Annotated in this window: 13 protein-coding genes; 8 read left to right on the top strand and 5 right to left on the bottom strand. The window is 38.4% G+C overall.

All coding sequences use genetic code 11. The features are described 5' to 3' along the window. The first annotated feature begins 42 nt into the window (after positions 1 to 42). Positions 43 to 729: a magnesium protoporphyrin IX methyltransferase gene (bchM, locus tag CRI9333_RS22555; RefSeq protein ID WP_015205472.1), complete on the top strand. Its 687-nt coding sequence runs from the start codon at positions 43 to 45 to the stop codon at positions 727 to 729. A 105-nt stretch (positions 730 to 834) separates the two neighbouring features. Here the strand turns inward: bchM and CRI9333_RS22550 are convergent, their stop codons facing one another. After that, positions 835 to 2,040 carry an RNA-guided endonuclease InsQ/TnpB family protein gene (locus CRI9333_RS22550; protein ID WP_015205471.1) on the bottom strand — a complete coding sequence of 402 codons (1,206 nt, stop codon included), beginning with the start codon at positions 2,038 to 2,040 and terminating at the stop codon, positions 835 to 837. 52 nt (positions 2,041 to 2,092) lie between these two features. On the opposite strand from CRI9333_RS22550, the gene CRI9333_RS22545 reads away from it, so the two are divergent. The 6 genes from CRI9333_RS22545 to CRI9333_RS22520 all read left to right on the top strand — a co-directional run bounded on the left by CRI9333_RS22545 (position 2,093) and on the right by CRI9333_RS22520 (position 7,877). After that, on the top strand, positions 2,093 to 2,248 hold the full coding sequence (locus tag CRI9333_RS22545) for a CopG family transcriptional regulator (RefSeq protein ID WP_015204132.1): 156 nt from the start codon (positions 2,093 to 2,095) through the stop codon (positions 2,246 to 2,248). Between the two features lie 98 nt (positions 2,249 to 2,346). Continuing rightward, positions 2,347 to 4,638 carry an ATP-binding protein gene (locus CRI9333_RS22540; RefSeq protein WP_015205470.1) on the top strand — a complete coding sequence of 764 codons (2,292 nt, stop codon included), beginning with the start codon at positions 2,347 to 2,349 and terminating at the stop codon, positions 4,636 to 4,638. A gap of 10 nt (positions 4,639 to 4,648) precedes the next feature. After that, positions 4,649 to 5,107, top strand: a complete 459-nt coding sequence (locus CRI9333_RS22535; protein WP_015205469.1) for a response regulator — start codon at positions 4,649 to 4,651, stop codon at positions 5,105 to 5,107. Further along, complete coding sequence (locus CRI9333_RS22530) at positions 5,104 to 6,633, top strand: hybrid sensor histidine kinase/response regulator (protein ID WP_015205468.1); 1,530 nt, start codon at positions 5,104 to 5,106, stop codon at positions 6,631 to 6,633. The genes CRI9333_RS22535 and CRI9333_RS22530 overlap by 4 nt, the downstream gene beginning before the upstream one ends. 22 nt (positions 6,634 to 6,655) lie before the next feature. After that, positions 6,656 to 7,039 carry a DUF423 domain-containing protein gene (locus tag CRI9333_RS22525; protein WP_041226935.1) on the top strand — a complete coding sequence of 128 codons (384 nt, stop codon included), beginning with the start codon at positions 6,656 to 6,658 and terminating at the stop codon, positions 7,037 to 7,039. 340 nt (positions 7,040 to 7,379) lie between these two features. Next, positions 7,380 to 7,877 carry an REP-associated tyrosine transposase gene (locus CRI9333_RS22520; RefSeq protein ID WP_015205466.1) on the top strand — a complete coding sequence of 166 codons (498 nt, stop codon included), beginning with the start codon at positions 7,380 to 7,382 and terminating at the stop codon, positions 7,875 to 7,877. A gap of 175 nt (positions 7,878 to 8,052) precedes the next feature. On the opposite strand, the gene CRI9333_RS22515 is transcribed toward CRI9333_RS22520, so the two are convergent. The 4 genes from CRI9333_RS22515 to CRI9333_RS22500 form a co-directional block, all read right to left on the bottom strand. Then, positions 8,053 to 10,095 (bottom strand): response regulator, encoded by a 2,043-nt coding sequence (locus tag CRI9333_RS22515; protein ID WP_015205465.1) that lies wholly within the window; start codon positions 10,093 to 10,095, stop codon positions 8,053 to 8,055. Positions 10,096 to 10,292: 197 nt separating this feature from the next. Further along, positions 10,293 to 16,685 carry a HAMP domain-containing protein gene (locus tag CRI9333_RS22510; protein ID WP_015205464.1) on the bottom strand — a complete coding sequence of 2,131 codons (6,393 nt, stop codon included), beginning with the start codon at positions 16,683 to 16,685 and terminating at the stop codon, positions 10,293 to 10,295. A gap of 434 nt (positions 16,686 to 17,119) precedes the next feature. Further along, a complete protein-coding gene (locus CRI9333_RS22505) occupies positions 17,120 to 17,314 on the bottom strand; it encodes a hypothetical protein (RefSeq protein WP_015205463.1) in 195 nt (64 codons plus the stop codon). Continuing rightward, positions 17,311 to 17,655, bottom strand: coding sequence for a hypothetical protein (locus tag CRI9333_RS22500; protein WP_015205462.1), 345 nt, complete (start codon positions 17,653 to 17,655; stop codon positions 17,311 to 17,313). Before CRI9333_RS22500 ends, CRI9333_RS22505 begins: the two co-directional genes overlap by 4 nt. 10 nt (positions 17,656 to 17,665) lie before the next feature. On the opposite strand from CRI9333_RS22500, the gene CRI9333_RS28180 reads away from it, so the two are divergent. Further along, positions 17,666 to 17,788 (top strand): hypothetical protein, encoded by a 123-nt coding sequence (locus CRI9333_RS28180; protein WP_269667501.1) that lies wholly within the window; start codon positions 17,666 to 17,668, stop codon positions 17,786 to 17,788. The last annotated feature ends 11 nt before the right edge of the window (positions 17,789 to 17,799 follow it).

Below are 17,799 nucleotides of genomic sequence, written 5' to 3'. Positions count from 1 at the left end.
GTTAACCGTTGGGAACAATTACAAAATCGCAAGAATTATTTTATGAACGCAGTTGATGACAAAACCGTTGTTAAAGAATATTTTAATTCCACAGGGTTTGACCGTTGGCGACGGATATATGGCGACGGTGAGGTGAATAAAGTTCAGCTAGATATTCGCTCTGGACATCAGCAGACAGTTGATCAGGTGTTGAATTGGCTGCAAGCAGATGGAAATTTGGCTGATTTATCTATTTGTGATGCAGGTTGTGGTGTTGGTAGTTTGAGTATTCCCCTGGCTGAAGCTGGTGCGAAAGTTAATGCCAGTGATATATCTGAAAAAATGGTTGGGGAAGCTAAGGAAAGAGCGGAGGCAGCGTTAGGTAACACTAGCAATCCTACCTTCAGTGTGCAGGATTTAGAAGCTTTAACTGGTAAATACCATACGGTGATTTGCCTAGATGTGTTGATCCATTATCCTCAAGATAAGGCAGCCGAGATGATTTCTCATCTTGCTGCTATGGCAGAATCTCGCATAATTCTCAGCTTTGCACCAAAAACTTGTGCTTTAAGCATCCTCAAAAAAATTGGTAGCTTTTTCCCTGGTCCTAGTAAAGCAACTCGTGCTTATTTGCATCGTGAAGCTGATGTTGTCAAAATTTTGGAAAGTCAAGGTTTTAGTGTTCAAAGACAGGAAATGACTCGTACTCGCTTTTATTTCTCTCGCATATTAGAAGCGACTCGTAGCTAATAGGGATGTTTTGCGTTAAGGCAGGACTTACGCTGTAAGTCCTGTACTATTTTGTATGATCTCACAATCGCAGGCTAAGTTATGGGAAAGTTGACACTCTCGCCGTCAAGCTTGCGCTGTGACGGGAGATTCTTGCCTCAATGAAACCCGCTCTTTGATGCAAGCACCATTAAGTCTTACAGTCTCTCCACAAGCTTGTAATTCGGTATGTCCTACCGTATTTGACAGTATTTTCAAGCCTTCTTCCCTAATATTCCTTGCTGCATTTTCGTCACGATCATGTTGAGTTTGACAGCTTGGACAAACCCATTCACGAATACTTAAATTCAAGGAATTATTCTTAAACTTGCAGCAATTACAAAGTTTCGTACTTGGAAAAAATCTGTCAACTTGAATAAATGTTCCGCTTTCTCGTTCCAGTTTGTAGCCTATAAAATTAAGCAGCATTCCAAAACCAGCATCATGTATTGATTTTGCTAATTTAGTACGTGCTAATCCTTTAATACAAAGGTTTTCTACTACAATGACTTGGTTTTCGTCAACTAACTGTCTTGAGAGTTTATGCAAAAAATCTTGTCTCGTATTTGTTATTTTTTCATAGACTTTCGCTACTTTTTTGACCGATAAACGTCTATTATTAGACCCCTTAACTTTGCGACTTAAAGCTTTTTGTCTACGCCTTAAACGCTTGGCATACTTACGAGTTGGTTTAATGGGGTCAACTTTTTGATAAATTTCACCATCAAATACAGTAACTAAACTGTTTAATCCCAGGTCTATCCCTGATATTTTCCCTTGCTTTTTAGCAGCTAAATCATCAGTTTCAAATAAGATTGCTGCAAAATATTTATCTGTGCTATTTATCGAAACTGTTACAGATTTAATTTTACCGTTAATACTTTTTGAGATTGAAGCTTTAACAATTCCAAGTTTGGGCAGTTTTAAACCACCATTTTTGATTGAACAGCTTTCAGGGTAACGGATTGACTGATGCCTATGCTTACTTTTAAACTTGGGGAATCTTGCCCTTTTAAAAAAGAAATTCTTAAAGGCTGATTCTAAGTTTTTAAGAGTTTGTTGTAAGGTAGCAGCAGTTACTTCTGTTAACCATTCATAATCAGATAGCTTTTTAAGTTGGGTTAAGTCGAGTGCCATATCACAATAGCTCATTCCCTTACCCGTTTCTTGATACTGAGTGTTAGTTTTATTTAGGTAATAATTAAACACAAAACGGGAACAGCCAAAGCTTTTAGTCAGTGCTTCTCGCTGTCCCTTGTTTGGATAAATTTTTACCTTTAAAACATCTAACATCAGTAAAATCTCACCTGTGTTATATTTTCAATTGTACTCCACTCGTGGGACTATGACAAGAGAGAAAAGTATTAAAGTTAGACTAACTGAGGAAGAATTTGAACAGATTAATCTTTATGCTAAAACTAAGGATTTTTCTGTGTCTGAAGTTATACGTGATTATATTAAACGCTTGCCTAAAATGGATTCGCTACGCTCAATTTATTAGTTGGTCGCCATTCATCTCCCCGTTAACCTTGCAGGTGTAACGGGAGTCCTCTGGCTCCATTTTTGATAGGATAGATAAGATGTGATTCCCAAGACTAGATGAGTCAATCAGAAGTCATAACCCCGCAAACCGTTGATTTAAACAACTGCGATCGCGAAGCTATTCACCTTCCTGGTGCTATTCAGCCTCACGGTCTCCTTTTTGCTTTAAAAGAACCAGAATTAGAAATTATCCAAGTTAGTAATAATAGCTTCGATCTGATCGGCATTCATCCTGAAAATTTGCTGAAAAAATTGCTAAAAGAACTGCTCGACGATCAACAGATAAATTATATACGGCAATGCGTATCAAAAGAATTTGAAAAAGTCAACCCTCTGACTATATCTATCAAACGTGAAGAACAAGAATTAATTTTTGATGGCATCGTTCATCGCTCAGATCAAGTATTAATTCTGGAACTAGAACCTGCTGCTTATCAAAATCAAGCTGACTTTTTTAGCTTTCATCATTTAGTACAAAGCCCTCTCAACAAAATGCAGAATGCTTCAAGTCTGCATGAGCTTTGTCAAATTATTGTCAAAGAAGTGCGAAAGCTGACGGGTTTTGATCGAGTCATGCTCTATCAATTTGATAATGAAGGATATGGTACAGTTGTAGCTGAGGATAAGCTAGAAGTTTTAACTCCTTTTCTTGACTTGCACTATCCCGCTTCAGATATTCCTCTGCAAGCGAGAAAACTCTATGTTTTGAATCGACTGCGTTTAATTCCTGACTTCAAATATCAACCTGCTCAACTAATTCCTCAGAATAATCCCATTACAAACAGTCCCCTTGATTTAAGCTTTTCTATTTTAAGAAGCGTTTCTCCTTTACATATTGAATACTTGGCAAACATGGGCGTTACTGCCTCTATGTCCATTTCATTAATCAAAAACAAAAATTTTTGGGGCTTGATTGCTTGCCATCATTACTCACCTAAATATGTCGCATATTCCGTGCGTACTGCTTGTGAGTTTTTGGGGCAAATTATGTCTATAGAACTTGTTTCTAAAGAAGATTATAAAGATTTAGATTACAAAATAAAAATTAAATCACTTCAATCTAAGTTTGTTGAATCTATTACTCAAGAAGAAAATTTTGTCAATAGTTTAGTTAAATCAAAAAATAACTTGCTAGACTTAGTATCTGCTCAAGGCGTTGCTTTGTACTCCTGTGAAGAGTGGGTAGTTATCGGTAAAACACCGAATGAATCTGAATTAAATGAATTAATGCAATGGGTAGAAACTCAATTTCAACATGATGTTTTTTATACAGATTCCTTGCCTAAGCTTTATCCAGTAGCAGAAAATTTCAAAGACGTAGCCAGTGGAATAATAGCTCTTTGTATTTCTCAAATTCCTAAAAATTATATTTTGTGGTTTCGTCCTGAAGTAATTCAAACTGTAAAATGGGGAGGCAATCCTAATAAGCCAGTTGAGGTAGCACAGGATGGTAGTTTCCGTCTTTCACCCCGCAAATCTTTTGAATTATGGCAACAAACTGTGCAATTAAAGTCTTTACCTTGGAAAAAATGTGAGCTAGATATAGCTTTAGAACTTAAAAGTGCGATTATCGGAATTGTGTTGCGTAAGACTGAGGAAATAGCAAAAATTAATATTGAGTTAGAACGTAGTAACAACGAATTGGATGCTTTTGCTTATATTGCTTCTCATGATTTGAAAGAACCACTGCGAGGAATTCATAACTACTCCAGCTTTTTAATTGAAGATTATGGTGATGTACTTACTGAAGATGGAGTATCAAAACTGCAAACTTTAGTCCGTCTCACTCAACGGATGGAAGATTTGATTAATTCTTTACTACATTTTTCCCGTTTGGGCAGAATGGAGTTGTCGGTTGAGCAAACTGATCTCAACGAAGTATTGAAGCAAGTTATTGAAGTAATTAGCTTAAATTTGAAAGATACCAAATTAGAGATCCGTATTCCCCAACCTTTGCCTGTAATTCACTGTGACAAGATTCAGGTGAGTGAAGTATTTAGTAATTTGATTACGAATGCAATCAAATATAACGACAAAGAAAATAAATGGGTGGAAATTGGATATTTAGATAGCTTGTACCCAGATACTACCAAAGTATTAACACCTTTAACTGAGCCACTACTAGGAGGTGTTTTCTATGTCCGAGATAACGGCATTGGTATTAGAGAAAAACACCTTGATACTGTTTTTCGCATTTTCAAACGTTTGCACGCGGGTAATAAGTACGGTGGTGGAACAGGTGCTGGTTTAACTATTGCTAGAAAAATTGTTGAACGCCATAATGGTAGCCTTTGGGTGGAATCTACTTATGGTGAAGGCAGCACATTTTATTTCACATTGCAAGGTTGAGGTGAAGGTGATGGCAGACAATTCTAATTCATGCTTGTTGGTGGTTGAAGACAGTGATGAAGATTTTGAAGCTTTTGGACGAACAATGCGAAGGTCGTCTATTGCTAACGCGATTTATCGTTGTACGGATGGGGAAGATGCTTTAGATTTTCTCTATCATAGTGGAGAGTATGCTGAAGAAACAAAAGCACCACGTCCAGCACTGATTTTGCTAGATCTCAATTTACCAGGAACTGATGGGCGAGAGGTGCTTAAGCAAATTAAGCAGGATGAGAAACTAAAAATGATTCCGGTTGTAGTATTCACTACTTCTTCTAATCCCAAGGATATAGAAGTTTGTTATCAGTACGGAGTTAATGGTTATATTCTCAAACCGATCAATCTTGAGAAATTGACTAAAACTATCCAGCTTTTAATGAGTTATTGGTTTGAAGCGATCATTCTTCCTGATACGGTGACGCAGGTATGAGAGAGAACAAACAAACGATTTTAATTATTGATGATTGTCTAGAAGATCGGGAAACTTATCGTCGTTATTTGCTTCAAGACTCTAAATACAGCTATAAGATTGTGGAGGAAGAGTATGGAGAGAATGGGCTGGAGTTGTGCAGCTTAATCAAGCCAGATGTAATTTTGCTGGATTTCCTGCTACCAGATATTGATGGACTGGAGTTTTTAAATGAGTTAAAGGCTAAGGGAGATTCTAGTGATGTTCCTGTGGTGATGTTAACAGGTCAGGGGAATGAAGCGATCGCAGTGCAAGTTATGAAAAGCGGTGCTTCTGATTATTTGGTTAAAGGAGAAATGACTCCAGAAAGTCTGCGCTTGGCAATTCATAATGTTGTCGAACAGACTCGTTTGCGAAAGCAGCTTGCATACAGCGAACATCGCTTTCAAACTTCAGTTGAGAATCTGCTAGATTGTTTTGGCATATATACCAGCGTTCGTGATTCCTCTGGCAAAATTATTGATTTTTTAGTTGAATATGTTAACGCTGCGGCTTGTGCTATTCACGGCATGACCAAAGAAGGACAGGTTGGGAAAAACCTATTAGAATTACTACCTTATCATCATCAGTTATTTGATCAGTATTGCCAAGTTGTAGAAACGGGTAAATCTCTAGTTACAGAAATTTCGGTTGATGCAGATTTTTTTAACCAGAAATATTTGCCGAGAAGTTTAGAGATTCAGGCTACGAAACTCAATGATGGTTTTGTTGCTTCCTGGCGCGATATTACGGATCGCAAAATTGCTGAGTCAGAAATTAGCAAGTCATTAGCCAAGGAAAAAGAACTTAATGAACTCAAGTCTCGCTTTATTTCTATTGCTTCCCATGAGTTGCGTAATCCACTAACTACAATTATGTCTGCTAGTGAATTGTTAGAATATTACAGCCAAGACTCCCATAACGATCAAAAAACTTCTTATATACATCTGATTCGATCTAGCGTAAATCAGATGACTGAGTTATTAGATGATGTTTTAATGCTGGCTAAATCTGAAGCAGGAAAGCTACTTTGTACTCCACAATCCTTTGATTTATTCAATTTTTGCCAAGAGCTAATTGAGGAAATGCAATTTAATGCTAGTAATCACCACACTATTAATTTTATCAATGACTCTGCGGAATTAGGCGGCTTAATAGGTAGTTTTATCGTCTATATGGACGACAAGTTGCTGCGACACATTTTCATCAATTTAATTTCTAATGGGATTAAGTATTCCCCTCAAGGCAGTGTAGTTGACTTGCACTTAAAAATTGAGGATGAATTTGTTGTTTTTCAGGTTAAAGACTCTGGAATTGGCATTCCTCCTGAAGATATAATTAAATTATTTGAGTCTTTTCATCGAGCTAGAAATGTTGGTAATATTCCTGGTACAGGGTTAGGGTTAGTGATAGTGAAAAACTATGTAGAGCTTCACGGTGGCACAATTGATGTTGAGAGTGAAGTAGGGAAGGGGACAAAATTTCTAGTTAAGTTACCATTAAGGTAAAAAGCACAAATCGTATATGGATATAACTAGAATTTTTTTAGCGATCGCATCAATTTTAGCAGGTTTGTCTGTGGCTGCTGGTGCGTTCGCATCTCACGCTTTAAGAGAAAAACTTACGGAGCGATCGCTCTTAATTTTTGAAACTGCCGCTCGTTATCAAATGTATCATGCTCTAGCATTATTAATAGTGGCGTTACTGTTAACTCATTATCAAACAACTCCTGCGAGTGTTATTGCTTCTGGTGTAGCTTTTATTGTAGGAATTGTACTTTTTTCAGGTAGTCTTTACGCGCTCAGTTTTACTGGTGTTAAATGGCTGGGAGCTATTACACCTTTGGGGGGAGTGGCATTTTTAGTGGGATGGGGTTGTTTAGCGGTTGCTGCTGTTTCAAATTTTAAATTTTGAATGTATATCTAATTAAATGCAGTTGCTGTAGGGGCGGGTTGCCCAGGATCTCGTCGATAATTTTAGGATATATAAACCCGCCCTGACAAATATACGGGGGTGAGCAATATAATTTTAATGGTTTTTTTATCGCGATTTGGGCGGGTTTATTTGAGATTAGGCAGAGAATTTAGGGTGTCTGTCAACCCGCCCCTACAAAATGTGGGCTTGATTTTTGAAGAGGATCTAATCGTTAATAACTCATATATGGTTGATGTAGGGGCGGGTTGACAGATATCTTTTGCTACAAGCAATTATTTAAGATGAACCAGCCCTAACAAGTCATTATTGCCAACATAATATGAAATATAATCCATATAAACATCATCGCCGTTCAATTCGCTTGCAAGGATATGACTATACGCAAGCAGGGTTATATTTTATTACTATTTGTATTTGGCAGCGTGAATGTTTACTCGGTCATGTAGTAAATTCCACTGTAGAGTTAAGTCATTATGGTCAAGTAGTGCTATATAATTGGAAGATTATAGCTAAAAAGTTTAGGAATGTCGAGTTAGGCGAGTTTGTAATTATGCCTAATCATATACATGGAGTTATCAAATTAATTGAATCAGGTAATCAGCCATTATCTGAAGTTATTAGGAGTTTTAAAACATCTTCTACTCGCAGGATTAATCAACTAAGAGAATCAATAGGTGTTCCGGTTTGGCAGCGTAATTATTATGAACATATTATCCGTAATGAAGAATCTTTTAATAGAATTTGTGAATATATAATTAATAATCCTTTGTCTTGGGAGCAGGATCAATTACATCCAAATAATCCATCTAAATGGTAAATGTTTCTGTAGGGGCGGGTTGCCCAGGATCTTGTTTATAATTACAGTATATATAAACCCGCCCTGACAAATATATGGGGATGAGCAATATGATTGTCATGGTGTTTTTTTCACGAGATTGGGGCGGGTTTATTTGAATTTATGCGTATAATTTAGGGTATCTGTCAACCCACCCCTACTTTTGATTAATCATCGGCATTTTTCCTGCGAGTTTTGCTACTGCTGTAATTAATGCGTTTGTATCAACTGGTTTGGATAAGTGCATTTGAAAACCCGATGAAATTGCCTGTTTATTATCTTCTTTTGTGACATAAGCTGTTAATGCGATCGCCGGAATTTCCCTCGCCTGTTGACTCTCAAGTTCTCTTACCTTTTTAACTAAACTATAGCCGTCTTCGTTAGGCATTCCAATATCGCTAATTAATATATCTGGTTGTAATGATTTAATTAATTCAATTGCTTGCGAAGCTGATGCTGCGGTGGTGACTTTGGCTCCATATTCTGCAAATACTACAGTTAGTAAGTTGAGTGCATCTGGTTCATCATCAACTACAAGTATATGCAATTCATTAAGTTTTATGGAAATATTTGAATTTAATTCATTGTCGCTTTTGGCACTAATTGCTTTACCATTATTTTCTTCTATTTTATTAGAAAGAAGAGACAATGTTACCGTAAATGTTGATCCTTTATTTTCACCTTCACTTTCAGCTTTAATACTACCACCGTGTAGTTCAACAATGTGACGTACTATTGCCAACCCTAGCCCAAGCCCGCCTTGCGATCTTGTACTGGTACTATCTGCTTGACGAAAACGCTCAAAGATATGAGGTAAAAATTCTTTACTAATACCAATTCCATTATCCGTAATTTGTATTTGTACAAAATTTCTTTCAAGTAATTTTAGTGTGATCTGGACTTTCCCTCCTTGTGGGCTGAATTTGATCGCATTAGTTAATAAATTCCAGCAAATTTGCTGCAAGCGGGCAAAATCACCTCGTACTAAAACTGATGAATTTGCTGGAATATCATTATATATTGCTTCTAATTTAATCGCCTTAGTTTCAGCATTAGGACGTACTGCATCTACTGCTGCATCAATAACTGCTACTAGATTTGTTGGGTGTAGATGTATCTGCAATTTGCCTTGAATAATGCGCGAAACATCTAAAATATCTTCGATTAATTGCGCCTGTAATTTAGCGTTACGTTCTATAGTTTGCAACGCTTGATTAGTAGCTTTTTGATCGTAGTTTCTAGTAAGTAATAATCGTACCCATCCTAACATTGAGTTAAGAGGGGTACGGAGTTCGTGAGAAAGTACTGCTAAAAATTCATCTTTCATGCGGTTAGCAGCTTCCGCTTGTTGCCGTGCTGCCTGTTCACGAGCAAATTGAGCGCGTGTTTCTTCCGCTTGTTTGCGTTCACTAATATCTCGAAATATACACCTAATTGCTATAGGTTTATTTTCTTCAAATCGACAGTTTAAATTTCCTTCTACTTCAAGTTCTTTACCGTCTTTTGTAATAAATTTTGTATCAATTATACAATTTTCTTTATTTAGTTGAATGGCTTTGATTACAAATTCTAGATTGGAACGATGAGCGGGGTGAATAATATCAAAATAAGTGAGGTTGCTAATTTCTTCTAAAGAATAACCTAGTGTTTGTTGCCAAGTGCGATTGACGTAGGTAAAACGTCCATCTAGCGAGAGGATTTGAATTAAATCGTTGGCGTTATCTAAAAAATCTTGTAATGTTTGTTTACTTTCATTGAGTTCTGCATTAACTGATTCAAGCTGTGCTGCTTGTCGTTTTATTTCTGCGGTTTTTTTAAATAAATCTACAAATACTGTAACTTTGGAAATTAAGATTTCAGGATCGAGCGGTTTAAGTAAATAATCAACTGCGCCTAATGAATAGCCTTTATATATAAAATTATCATTGCTGTGAAAGGCGGTAAGAAAGATGATTGGGGTATGTTGCGATCGCATTCTTTGCCGAATCATGGTGGCGGTTTCAAATCCGTCTAACCCTGGCATCTGTACATCAAGTAAAACTACGGCGAAGTCTTGATGCAGTATGCAGCGTAAAGCTTCTTCTCCAGAAGATGCTCTGACTAGATTTTGATTTAAGCCACTTAGAATTGCTTCTAGTGTCAGCAAGTTTTCTGGGTAGTCGTCAACCAGAAGAATATTAACTTTTGGTTCGATTTGCATTTTCTCGCCTCAGATTTCTTGCATCAGCCAGATTTTAGATAATTAACCACAGATGAACACAGATGAACACAGATGAAAGACAAATTTTATTGACTTATGCAATAAGTCTATGGAACAGAGTTAGGGAAGGATGAGGCATATAACTTTTGGCTTACTTCTATCTTTATTACTTCATCCTAAGTAGTTATTACTTCTAACTAACGGTATACCCACACGCGCAACATTGAAATTAGTTGTTCGGTATCTACGGGTTTGGTGATGTAGTCGGATGCACCTGCTTCGATACACTTCTCGCGATCGCCTTTCATTGCTTTGGCTGTAAGTGCAATGATGGGTAAGCTACGAAGTTGTTCGTTCTGGCGGATAGCACGCATTGTTTCGTAACCATCCATTTCTGGCATCATCACATCCATTAAAACAATATCAATATCGGGTGTATTTTGTAATACCGCAATACCGTCTTTACCGTTTTCTGCATAAAGAATGTTCATCTGATAGCGTTCTAGCATACTGGTAAGGGCGAAGATATTGCGGATATCGTCATCAACGATGAGAACTTTTTTACCAATGAGGATGTGATTGGTTTGATGCAGTTGTTCTAGCATCTGCCGTTTTGCCTCTGGCAAGTTGCCTTGGACTCGATGCAAAAATAAGGCGGTTTCGTCGAGTAAGCGTTCTGGCGATCGCACATCCTTAATAATAATTGTCTCTGCCATCCGCTTCAGTTCGATTTCTTCTGCCCTTGTTAACTCTTGTCCGGTATAGATGATCACTGGTAGGTTTTGCAGATGGCTTTCTTGCTTAATTTGCCGTAGCAATTCCAACCCTGTCATGTCAGGTAAGCCTAAATCTAAGACTAAACAATCATATTTGTCTGTTTTCAGGGCTTCTAGGGCAGCAGCACCTGTGGCAACGGCTGTGGTGACGACATCAGTATTGCCAATTAGTTCTACTATGCTGTGGCGCTGATTTTCGTTATCTTCCACAACCAGTAATTGTTTTACTTGCCGTTTGACAAATTCGTTAATTTGTGCAAAAGCATTTTTAATCGCATCACTAGATACAGGTTTTTGTAAATAAGCGATCGCACCTAGTCGCCGTGCGCGTACTTGTTCTTCTTCCACCGAGACGACATGGACAGGGATGTGGCGGGTTTCTGGGTCATGTTTCAAGCGATCCAGCACTGTCCAACCATCCATTTCGGGTAAGCGGATATCCAGCATAATCGCATTAGGTTTGAATTCTCGCGCCATTGTTAAACCGGAAATGGGATTGAGTGCTACCAAAGCCTTAAATCCTTGTTCCCGTGACATATTTAATAAAATGCGGGCAAAATTGATGTCATCTTCAATAATTAGAATTAAGCGATCGCCTGCTTCAATATTACCGCGATCGTCACTCAATGCCGATATCGTCGAACCCGCTAAGGAAGTAACTACCGCAGGTGGAGTAGAAGTCACAGAAGTTACAGGTTCAATAGGTTTAACACTTTCATCAGGTAATGTCACTGTTACCCCTGGATGTTCAACCACTGATTTATTTAACTGTTCTGTTCCTCCTTGATAAGTTTGTGGTAAGAACAATGTAAATGTACTGCCTTGACCTGGAGTACTAATCAGGCAAATTTCTCCGCCTAAAAGTTGAGCAATTTCTCTACTAATAGATAAACCTAAACCTGTTCCGCCATATTTACGGCTAGTGGTTCCATCTGCTTGTTGAAATGCCTCAAAAATAATCTTTTGCTTGTCAGCAGGAATACCTATTCCTGTATCCGTTACGCCAAATGCAATCACAGTTTCAGCATGATTTAAAGTGTCTTTGTCACTACTCCATCCATAAGTAGCTGAAAATACTTTTAATGTTACTTGACCCCGTTCTGTAAATTTGAAAGCATTAGACAGCAAATTCTTTAAAACTTGTTGCAAGCGTTTCGAGTCGGTATAAATCCCACGAGGTAGTAATGGGTCAAATTGCATTATAAAAGACACCCCTTTATCTTGGGATATTTGGGTAAAGGTGCGCTCGATATAAATATGTAAATCACTAAATAACATCTGTTCAATTTGAACAGACATTGTGCCAGACTCTATTTTTGCCAAGTCTAAAATATCATTAATTAATCCTAGTAAATCCGCACCAGCAGAATGAATTGTCTGGGCATACTCTACTTGTTTTGGCGTTAAGCTTTTATCAGGATTATCAGATAGCAATCTTGCCAGAATCAACATACTATTAAGTGGTGTCCGCAACTCGTGGGACATATTAGCAAGGAACTCTGATTTATATTTAGAACTAAGAGCAAGTTGTTTTGCTTGTGCTTCTAAATCTTGTCTCGCGTGTTCAATTTCGCGGTTTTTACGTTCAACTTCTCTATTCTGTAAAGATAATAACCGCGATCTTTCTTCCAGTTCTTCGTTACTTTGTTGTAGTTGTTCTTGCTGATTTTTAAGTAATTCTTCCGAAGCTTTCAAAGATTTAGCTTGTTGTTCTAATCGTTTGTTAGTTTCCGTGAGTTCTTTCTGTTGTGCTTGTAATTCTTCGGCTAGAGATTGGGATTGTTTGAGTAATTCCTCAGTCCGCATACTAGCAGCAATAGTATTAAGTACGATCGCAATACTTTCTGTAAGTTGATCTAAGAAAGTTAAGTGAATCTCACTAAAGCGACGGAAGGAAGCTAACTCAATTACTGCTGTCACCATGCCTTCAAAGAGTACAGGTAAAACTACCACATTTAAAGGTGTAGATTCTCCTAAACCTGAACTAATTTTAATATAGTCGCCTGGAACTTCTGTAAGTAAGATTCTTTCTTTTTCCAGGGCGCATTGTCCGACTATTCCTTCACCTACTCGGAAACGGTTTCCTAAATGCTTGCGTTCGCGGTAAGCATAAGTACTGAGTAGCTTGAGATAAGTTTGGCGATCGCTATTATCCATTAAGAAGAATACACCGTGTTGGGCATTAACTAATGGCGCTAATTCTGACAAGATTAATTTAGAAACAGTTTCTAAATCTCTTTGTCCTTGTAGCATTCTGGTAAACTTCGCCAAGTTAGTTTTTAACCAGTCTTGTTCGGTATTTTTCTGCGTTGTTTCGCGCAGATTGGCGATCATTTGGTTAATATTATCTTTCAGGATGGCAACTTCGCCTTGTGCTTCAACGGAAATAGAACGAGTTAAGTCACCTTTTGTTACTGCAATTGCTACTTCTGCGATCGCACGTACCTGTGTAGTAAGATTAGCTGCAAGTTCGTTAACGTTATCTGTTAAATCTCTCCAAGTTCCCGACGCGCCTGGTACTTTCGCCTGACCTCCCAGTTTACCTTCAATTCCTACTTCTCGCGCAACTGTAGTTACCTGATCTGCAAATGTTGCCAGCGTATCAATCATCTCATTGATTGTATCTGCCAAGGTTTCAATTTCTCCCTTAGCATCTAGCATTAACTTCCGCTTCAAGTCACCATTAGCAACGGCGGTTACAACCCGCGCAATTCCTCGTACTTGTGCAGTCAAGTTACCCGCCATCGAGTTAACATTATCGGTTAAATCTTTCCAAGTACCCGCAACCCCAGTTACTTGTGCTTGACCACCTAGTTTACCTTCAGTACCTACTTCCCTTGCAACCCGTGTTACTTCCGATGCAAAGGAACTAAGTTGATCCACCATTGTATTAATGGTATTTTTCAGATCTAAGATTTCCCCTTTAACGTCTACAGTAATCTTCTTAGATAAATCACCATTCGCAACCGCCTTCGTTACTTCCGCAATATTCCGTACTTGTGCAGTTAAGTTACCCGCCATCGAGTTAACATTATCCGTCAAATCTTTCCAAGTTCCTGCAACGCCTCGGACATACGCTTGCACACCTAACTTACCTTCAGTACCTACTTCCCTCGCAACTCTTGTTACTTCTGATGCAAATGAGTTAAGTTGATCTACCATTGTATTAATGGTGTTCTTTAGTTCTAAGATTTCTCCTTTAACATCTACAGTAATTTTCTTAGATAAGTCGCCATTAGCAACCGCAGTTGTTACTTCTGCAATATTCCGTACTTGCGCTGTCAGAGAACCCGCCATGAAGTTTACACTGTCGGTTAAATCTTTCCAAGTTCCTGCAACGCCTTTTACTTCTGCTTGTACGCCTAACTTACCTTCCGTACCTACTTCCCTTGCAACCCTGGTTACTTCCGATGCAAAGGAGTTAAGTTGATCCACCATTGTATTAACGGTATTCTTTAACTCTAAAATTTCCCCTTTAACATCTACAGTAATTTTCTTAGATAAGTCGCCATTTGCTACCGCCGTTGTCACTGCTGCAATATTTCTTACTTGTGCAGTCAGAGAACCAGCCATAAAGTTTACACTATCGGTTAAGTCTTTCCATGTTCCCGCCACACCGCGCACATCTGCTTGTACGCCTAACTTCCCTTCACTTCCTACTTCTCTTGCAACCCGTGTTACTTCTGATGCAAATGAACTGAGTTGATCCACCATTGTATTAATAGTGTTCTTCAGTTCTAAGATTTCCCCTTTTACCTGTACTGTAATTTTCTTAGATAAATCACCATTTGCGATCGCAGTTGCAACCTCTGCAATATTTCGTACCTGTCCCGTCAAATTACCCGCCATCGAGTTTACACTGTCGGTTAAGTCTTTCCATGTACCCGCAACCCCTGGTACATCCGCTTGCACACCTAACTTTCCTTCAGTACCTACTTCCCTTGCAACCCTTGTTACTTCCGATGCAAAGGAACTAAGTTGATCCACCATTGTATTAATAGTGTTCTTTAACTCTAAAATTTCCCCTTTAACATCAACAGTAATTTTCTTAGATAAATCACCATTAGCAACCGCCGTCGTTACTTCCGCAATATTTCTTACTTGCGCCGTCAACGAACCCGCCATAAAATTAACACTATCGGTTAAGTCTTTCCACGTACCTGCAACACCTTTTACTTCTGCTTGTACGCCTAACTTACCTTCAGTACCTACTTCCCTCGCAACCCTGGTTACTTCTGATGCAAAAGAGTTAAGTTGATCCACCATTGTATTAACGGTGTTTTTTAATTCTAAAATTTCGCCTCTAACATCTACAGTAATTTTCTTAGATAAATCACCATTAGCAACCGCCGTCGTTACTTCCGCAATATTTCTTACTTGCGCTGTCAGCGAACCCGCCATGAAGTTAACACTATCGGTTAAGTCTTTCCAAGTACCCGCAACACCTTTTACTTCTGCTTGTACGCCTAACTTCCCTTCACTACCTACTTCACGCGCAACCCGTGTTACTTCCGATGCAAAAGAACTAAGCTGATCCACCATTATATTAATAGTGTTCTTGAGTTCTAAAATTTCGCCTTTAACATCTACAGTAATTTTCTTAGATAAATCACCATTAGCAACCGCCGTCGTCACTTCGGCAATATTTCTTACTTGCGCCGTTAAATTCCCCGCCATTGAATTAACACTATCAGTTAAGTCTTTCCACGTACCCGCAACGCCTCTAACTTCTGCTTGTACTCCTAACTTCCCTTCACTACCTACTTCACGCGCTACCCTGGTTACTTCCGATGCAAAGGAATTAAGCTGATCCACCATTATATTAATAGTGTTTTTCAGTTCTAAAATTTCTCCTTTTACATCTACAGTAATTTTCTTAGATAAATCACCATTAGCAACCGCCGTCGTCACTTCTGCAATGTTTCTTACTTGCGCCGTTAGTGAACCCGCCATGAAGTTTACACTATCAGTTAAGTCTTTCCACGTACCTGCAACGCCTCGGACTTCTGCTTGTACTCCTAATTTCCCTTCACTACCTACTTCTCTTGCAACCCTTGTTACTTCCGATGCAAATGAGTTAAGTTGATCTACCATCGTATTGACGGTATTTTTCAGTTCTAAAATTTCGCCTTTAACATCAACTGTAATTTTCTTAGATAAATCACCATTAGCTACCGCCGTCGTTACTTCTGCAATATTTCTTACTTGCGCGGTTAAGTTTCCCGCCATTGAATTAACACTATCAGTTAAATCTTTCCAAGTACCCGCAACGCCTTTAACTTCTGCTTGTACGCCTAACTTCCCTTCAGTACCTACTTCACGCGCTACCCTGGTTACTTCTGAGGCGAAGGAACTAAGTTGATCTACCATTGTATTAACTACATGGGCAGTTTGCAAAAATTCCCCTTGCAATTGTCTGCCATCTATTTCTAATGCTATTGTTTGGGATAAGTCGCCATTAGCTACCGCCCGAATTACCCGCGCAGTTTCGGCAGTTGGCTGTACTAAGTCTGATATTAATGTATTAATTGAATTAACGCTATCTTGCCACGAGCCGCCCGCGCTGCCAAGTGATGCTCGTTCTGTAATTTTACCTTCTTTGCCAACAACTGTACTGATGCGGTCTAATTCATTCGCCATTCTTTCGTTCATCTCAATAATATCATTGAGAGTGTCGGCGATTTTTCCTGCCATGCCTGTTTGATCGATGGGCATTCGTACTGAAAAGTCTCCTTTTTTAACAGCAGTTAAGGTTCTAAGTAGCTGTTTGAGATCTAGTTCATCAGTATCTTGGGTTGCTTGTGCTGTCGGCATGGCTCTATACAATTAGTCCGGTATTTCTGATTGTAAGCTTGGGTTTGTTCTTTTTCTGATAGAATTATTGTCATCTGTCTGTGGGGGGAATATATTGGTTTTTTAACGCAAAGGGACGCAAAGGTTAGCGCAAAGGGCGCAAAGGTAGCTTATGAGTAATTATTCACAAGCTTTGGATGTATAAGTGGCGATCGCTTGTAATTTTAAGTGTTTAAAGGTTTTTTTATTAGACTTTGTAGCATTAGCCAAATTTTGGATAATTAACCACAGATAAACACAGATGCACACAGATGAGAGAACGGATTTTTGAAAAAGTATATGGCTAAATCTGATTCAATAAATTAGTAGTTATCAGTATGAATAAATTTATCATTGTGGCATCATAAATTTATCGGAATAATCCGAAACTAACTCAATTTTAATTCTTTGCTTAATTACATGAGAGTATTCAAATTTTGGCGCTGGGTTTGTATTCTTTTCCGCTTTTGCTCACGAATTTGTTGATCCAGCAATGCCTCAACTTCTTCTAATTGCAATCCGAATTCTTGCAAGTCTAAACGAGCTTTCCGAAGGTTAGCGGAAAGACGTTTTCTCGTTTCTTCATCAGGAATACGTGGTTGTTCAGTCATGGTAAGTTCCACTCCATCTTAATTTCTTGAATACTACGCTCTATAGCTGGAATTCTAAGTTGATTTTGCCTAATGGCTTGATCTAGTAATCTCAGCATATCATTGGAAGCAATAGGTTGAGCTTCTGCAATTCTGAGCCTAATATTTGATAGTTGTATATATTTAGACGCTGCCTCTTGATTAAGGTTCTTTAAGTCGTCTAAATTAGGAATGGTAGCATCTGTTTCGCCAAAACGCTCAAATAAGATATATTCTGCTTCAGTAGCATCTTCTACAAGCTGTGATAGATGCCTTAGCAAAGTCCAGATTGTTTCTAAGGTTTCACTAGGTAATTTTGCCATAGAGCCATTTATGGAGTTCGCGCTTCAATTTTCTCATGTTTTTAAGTTGGGCGCGATCGCACAGCGTGTTGCGAAGCAACGTATCGCACCTTGCTATGCTACAAGTCTATTAAGCTCAGATAAATATTCCTAAGCGTTCTAAAC

Source organism: Crinalium epipsammum PCC 9333 (genome assembly GCF_000317495.1).
Classification (GTDB): Bacteria; Cyanobacteriota; Cyanobacteriia; order Cyanobacteriales; family PCC-9333; genus Crinalium; species Crinalium epipsammum.
Note: the sequence above shows the minus strand (reverse complement) of the source record. Positions and strands in the feature narration are given on the sequence as shown.

What these genes read in the sequence shown, in the direction of transcription:
- bchM (WP_015205472.1), top strand. Translation starts at nt 43, where the DNA reads ATGAACGCAGTTGATGACAAAACCGTTGTTAAAGAATATTTTAATTCC.
- CRI9333_RS22515 (WP_015205465.1), bottom strand. Translation starts at nt 10,095, where the DNA reads ATGCAAATCGAACCAAAAGTTAATATTCTTCTGGTTGACGACTACCCA.
- CRI9333_RS28180 (WP_269667501.1), top strand. Translation starts at nt 17,666, where the DNA reads ATGGAGTTCGCGCTTCAATTTTCTCATGTTTTTAAGTTGGGCGCGATC.
- CRI9333_RS22510 (WP_015205464.1), bottom strand. Translation starts at nt 16,685, where the DNA reads ATGCCGACAGCACAAGCAACCCAAGATACTGATGAACTAGATCTCAAA.
- CRI9333_RS22540 (WP_015205470.1), top strand. Translation starts at nt 2,347, where the DNA reads ATGAGTCAATCAGAAGTCATAACCCCGCAAACCGTTGATTTAAACAAC.
- CRI9333_RS22545 (WP_015204132.1), top strand. Translation starts at nt 2,093, where the DNA reads ATGACAAGAGAGAAAAGTATTAAAGTTAGACTAACTGAGGAAGAATTT.
- CRI9333_RS22530 (WP_015205468.1), top strand. Translation starts at nt 5,104, where the DNA reads ATGAGAGAGAACAAACAAACGATTTTAATTATTGATGATTGTCTAGAA.
- CRI9333_RS22520 (WP_015205466.1), top strand. Translation starts at nt 7,380, where the DNA reads ATGAAATATAATCCATATAAACATCATCGCCGTTCAATTCGCTTGCAA.
- CRI9333_RS22505 (WP_015205463.1), bottom strand. Translation starts at nt 17,314, where the DNA reads ATGACTGAACAACCACGTATTCCTGATGAAGAAACGAGAAAACGTCTT.
- CRI9333_RS22535 (WP_015205469.1), top strand. Translation starts at nt 4,649, where the DNA reads ATGGCAGACAATTCTAATTCATGCTTGTTGGTGGTTGAAGACAGTGAT.
- CRI9333_RS22500 (WP_015205462.1), bottom strand. Translation starts at nt 17,655, where the DNA reads ATGGCAAAATTACCTAGTGAAACCTTAGAAACAATCTGGACTTTGCTA.
- CRI9333_RS22550 (WP_015205471.1), bottom strand. Translation starts at nt 2,040, where the DNA reads ATGTTAGATGTTTTAAAGGTAAAAATTTATCCAAACAAGGGACAGCGA.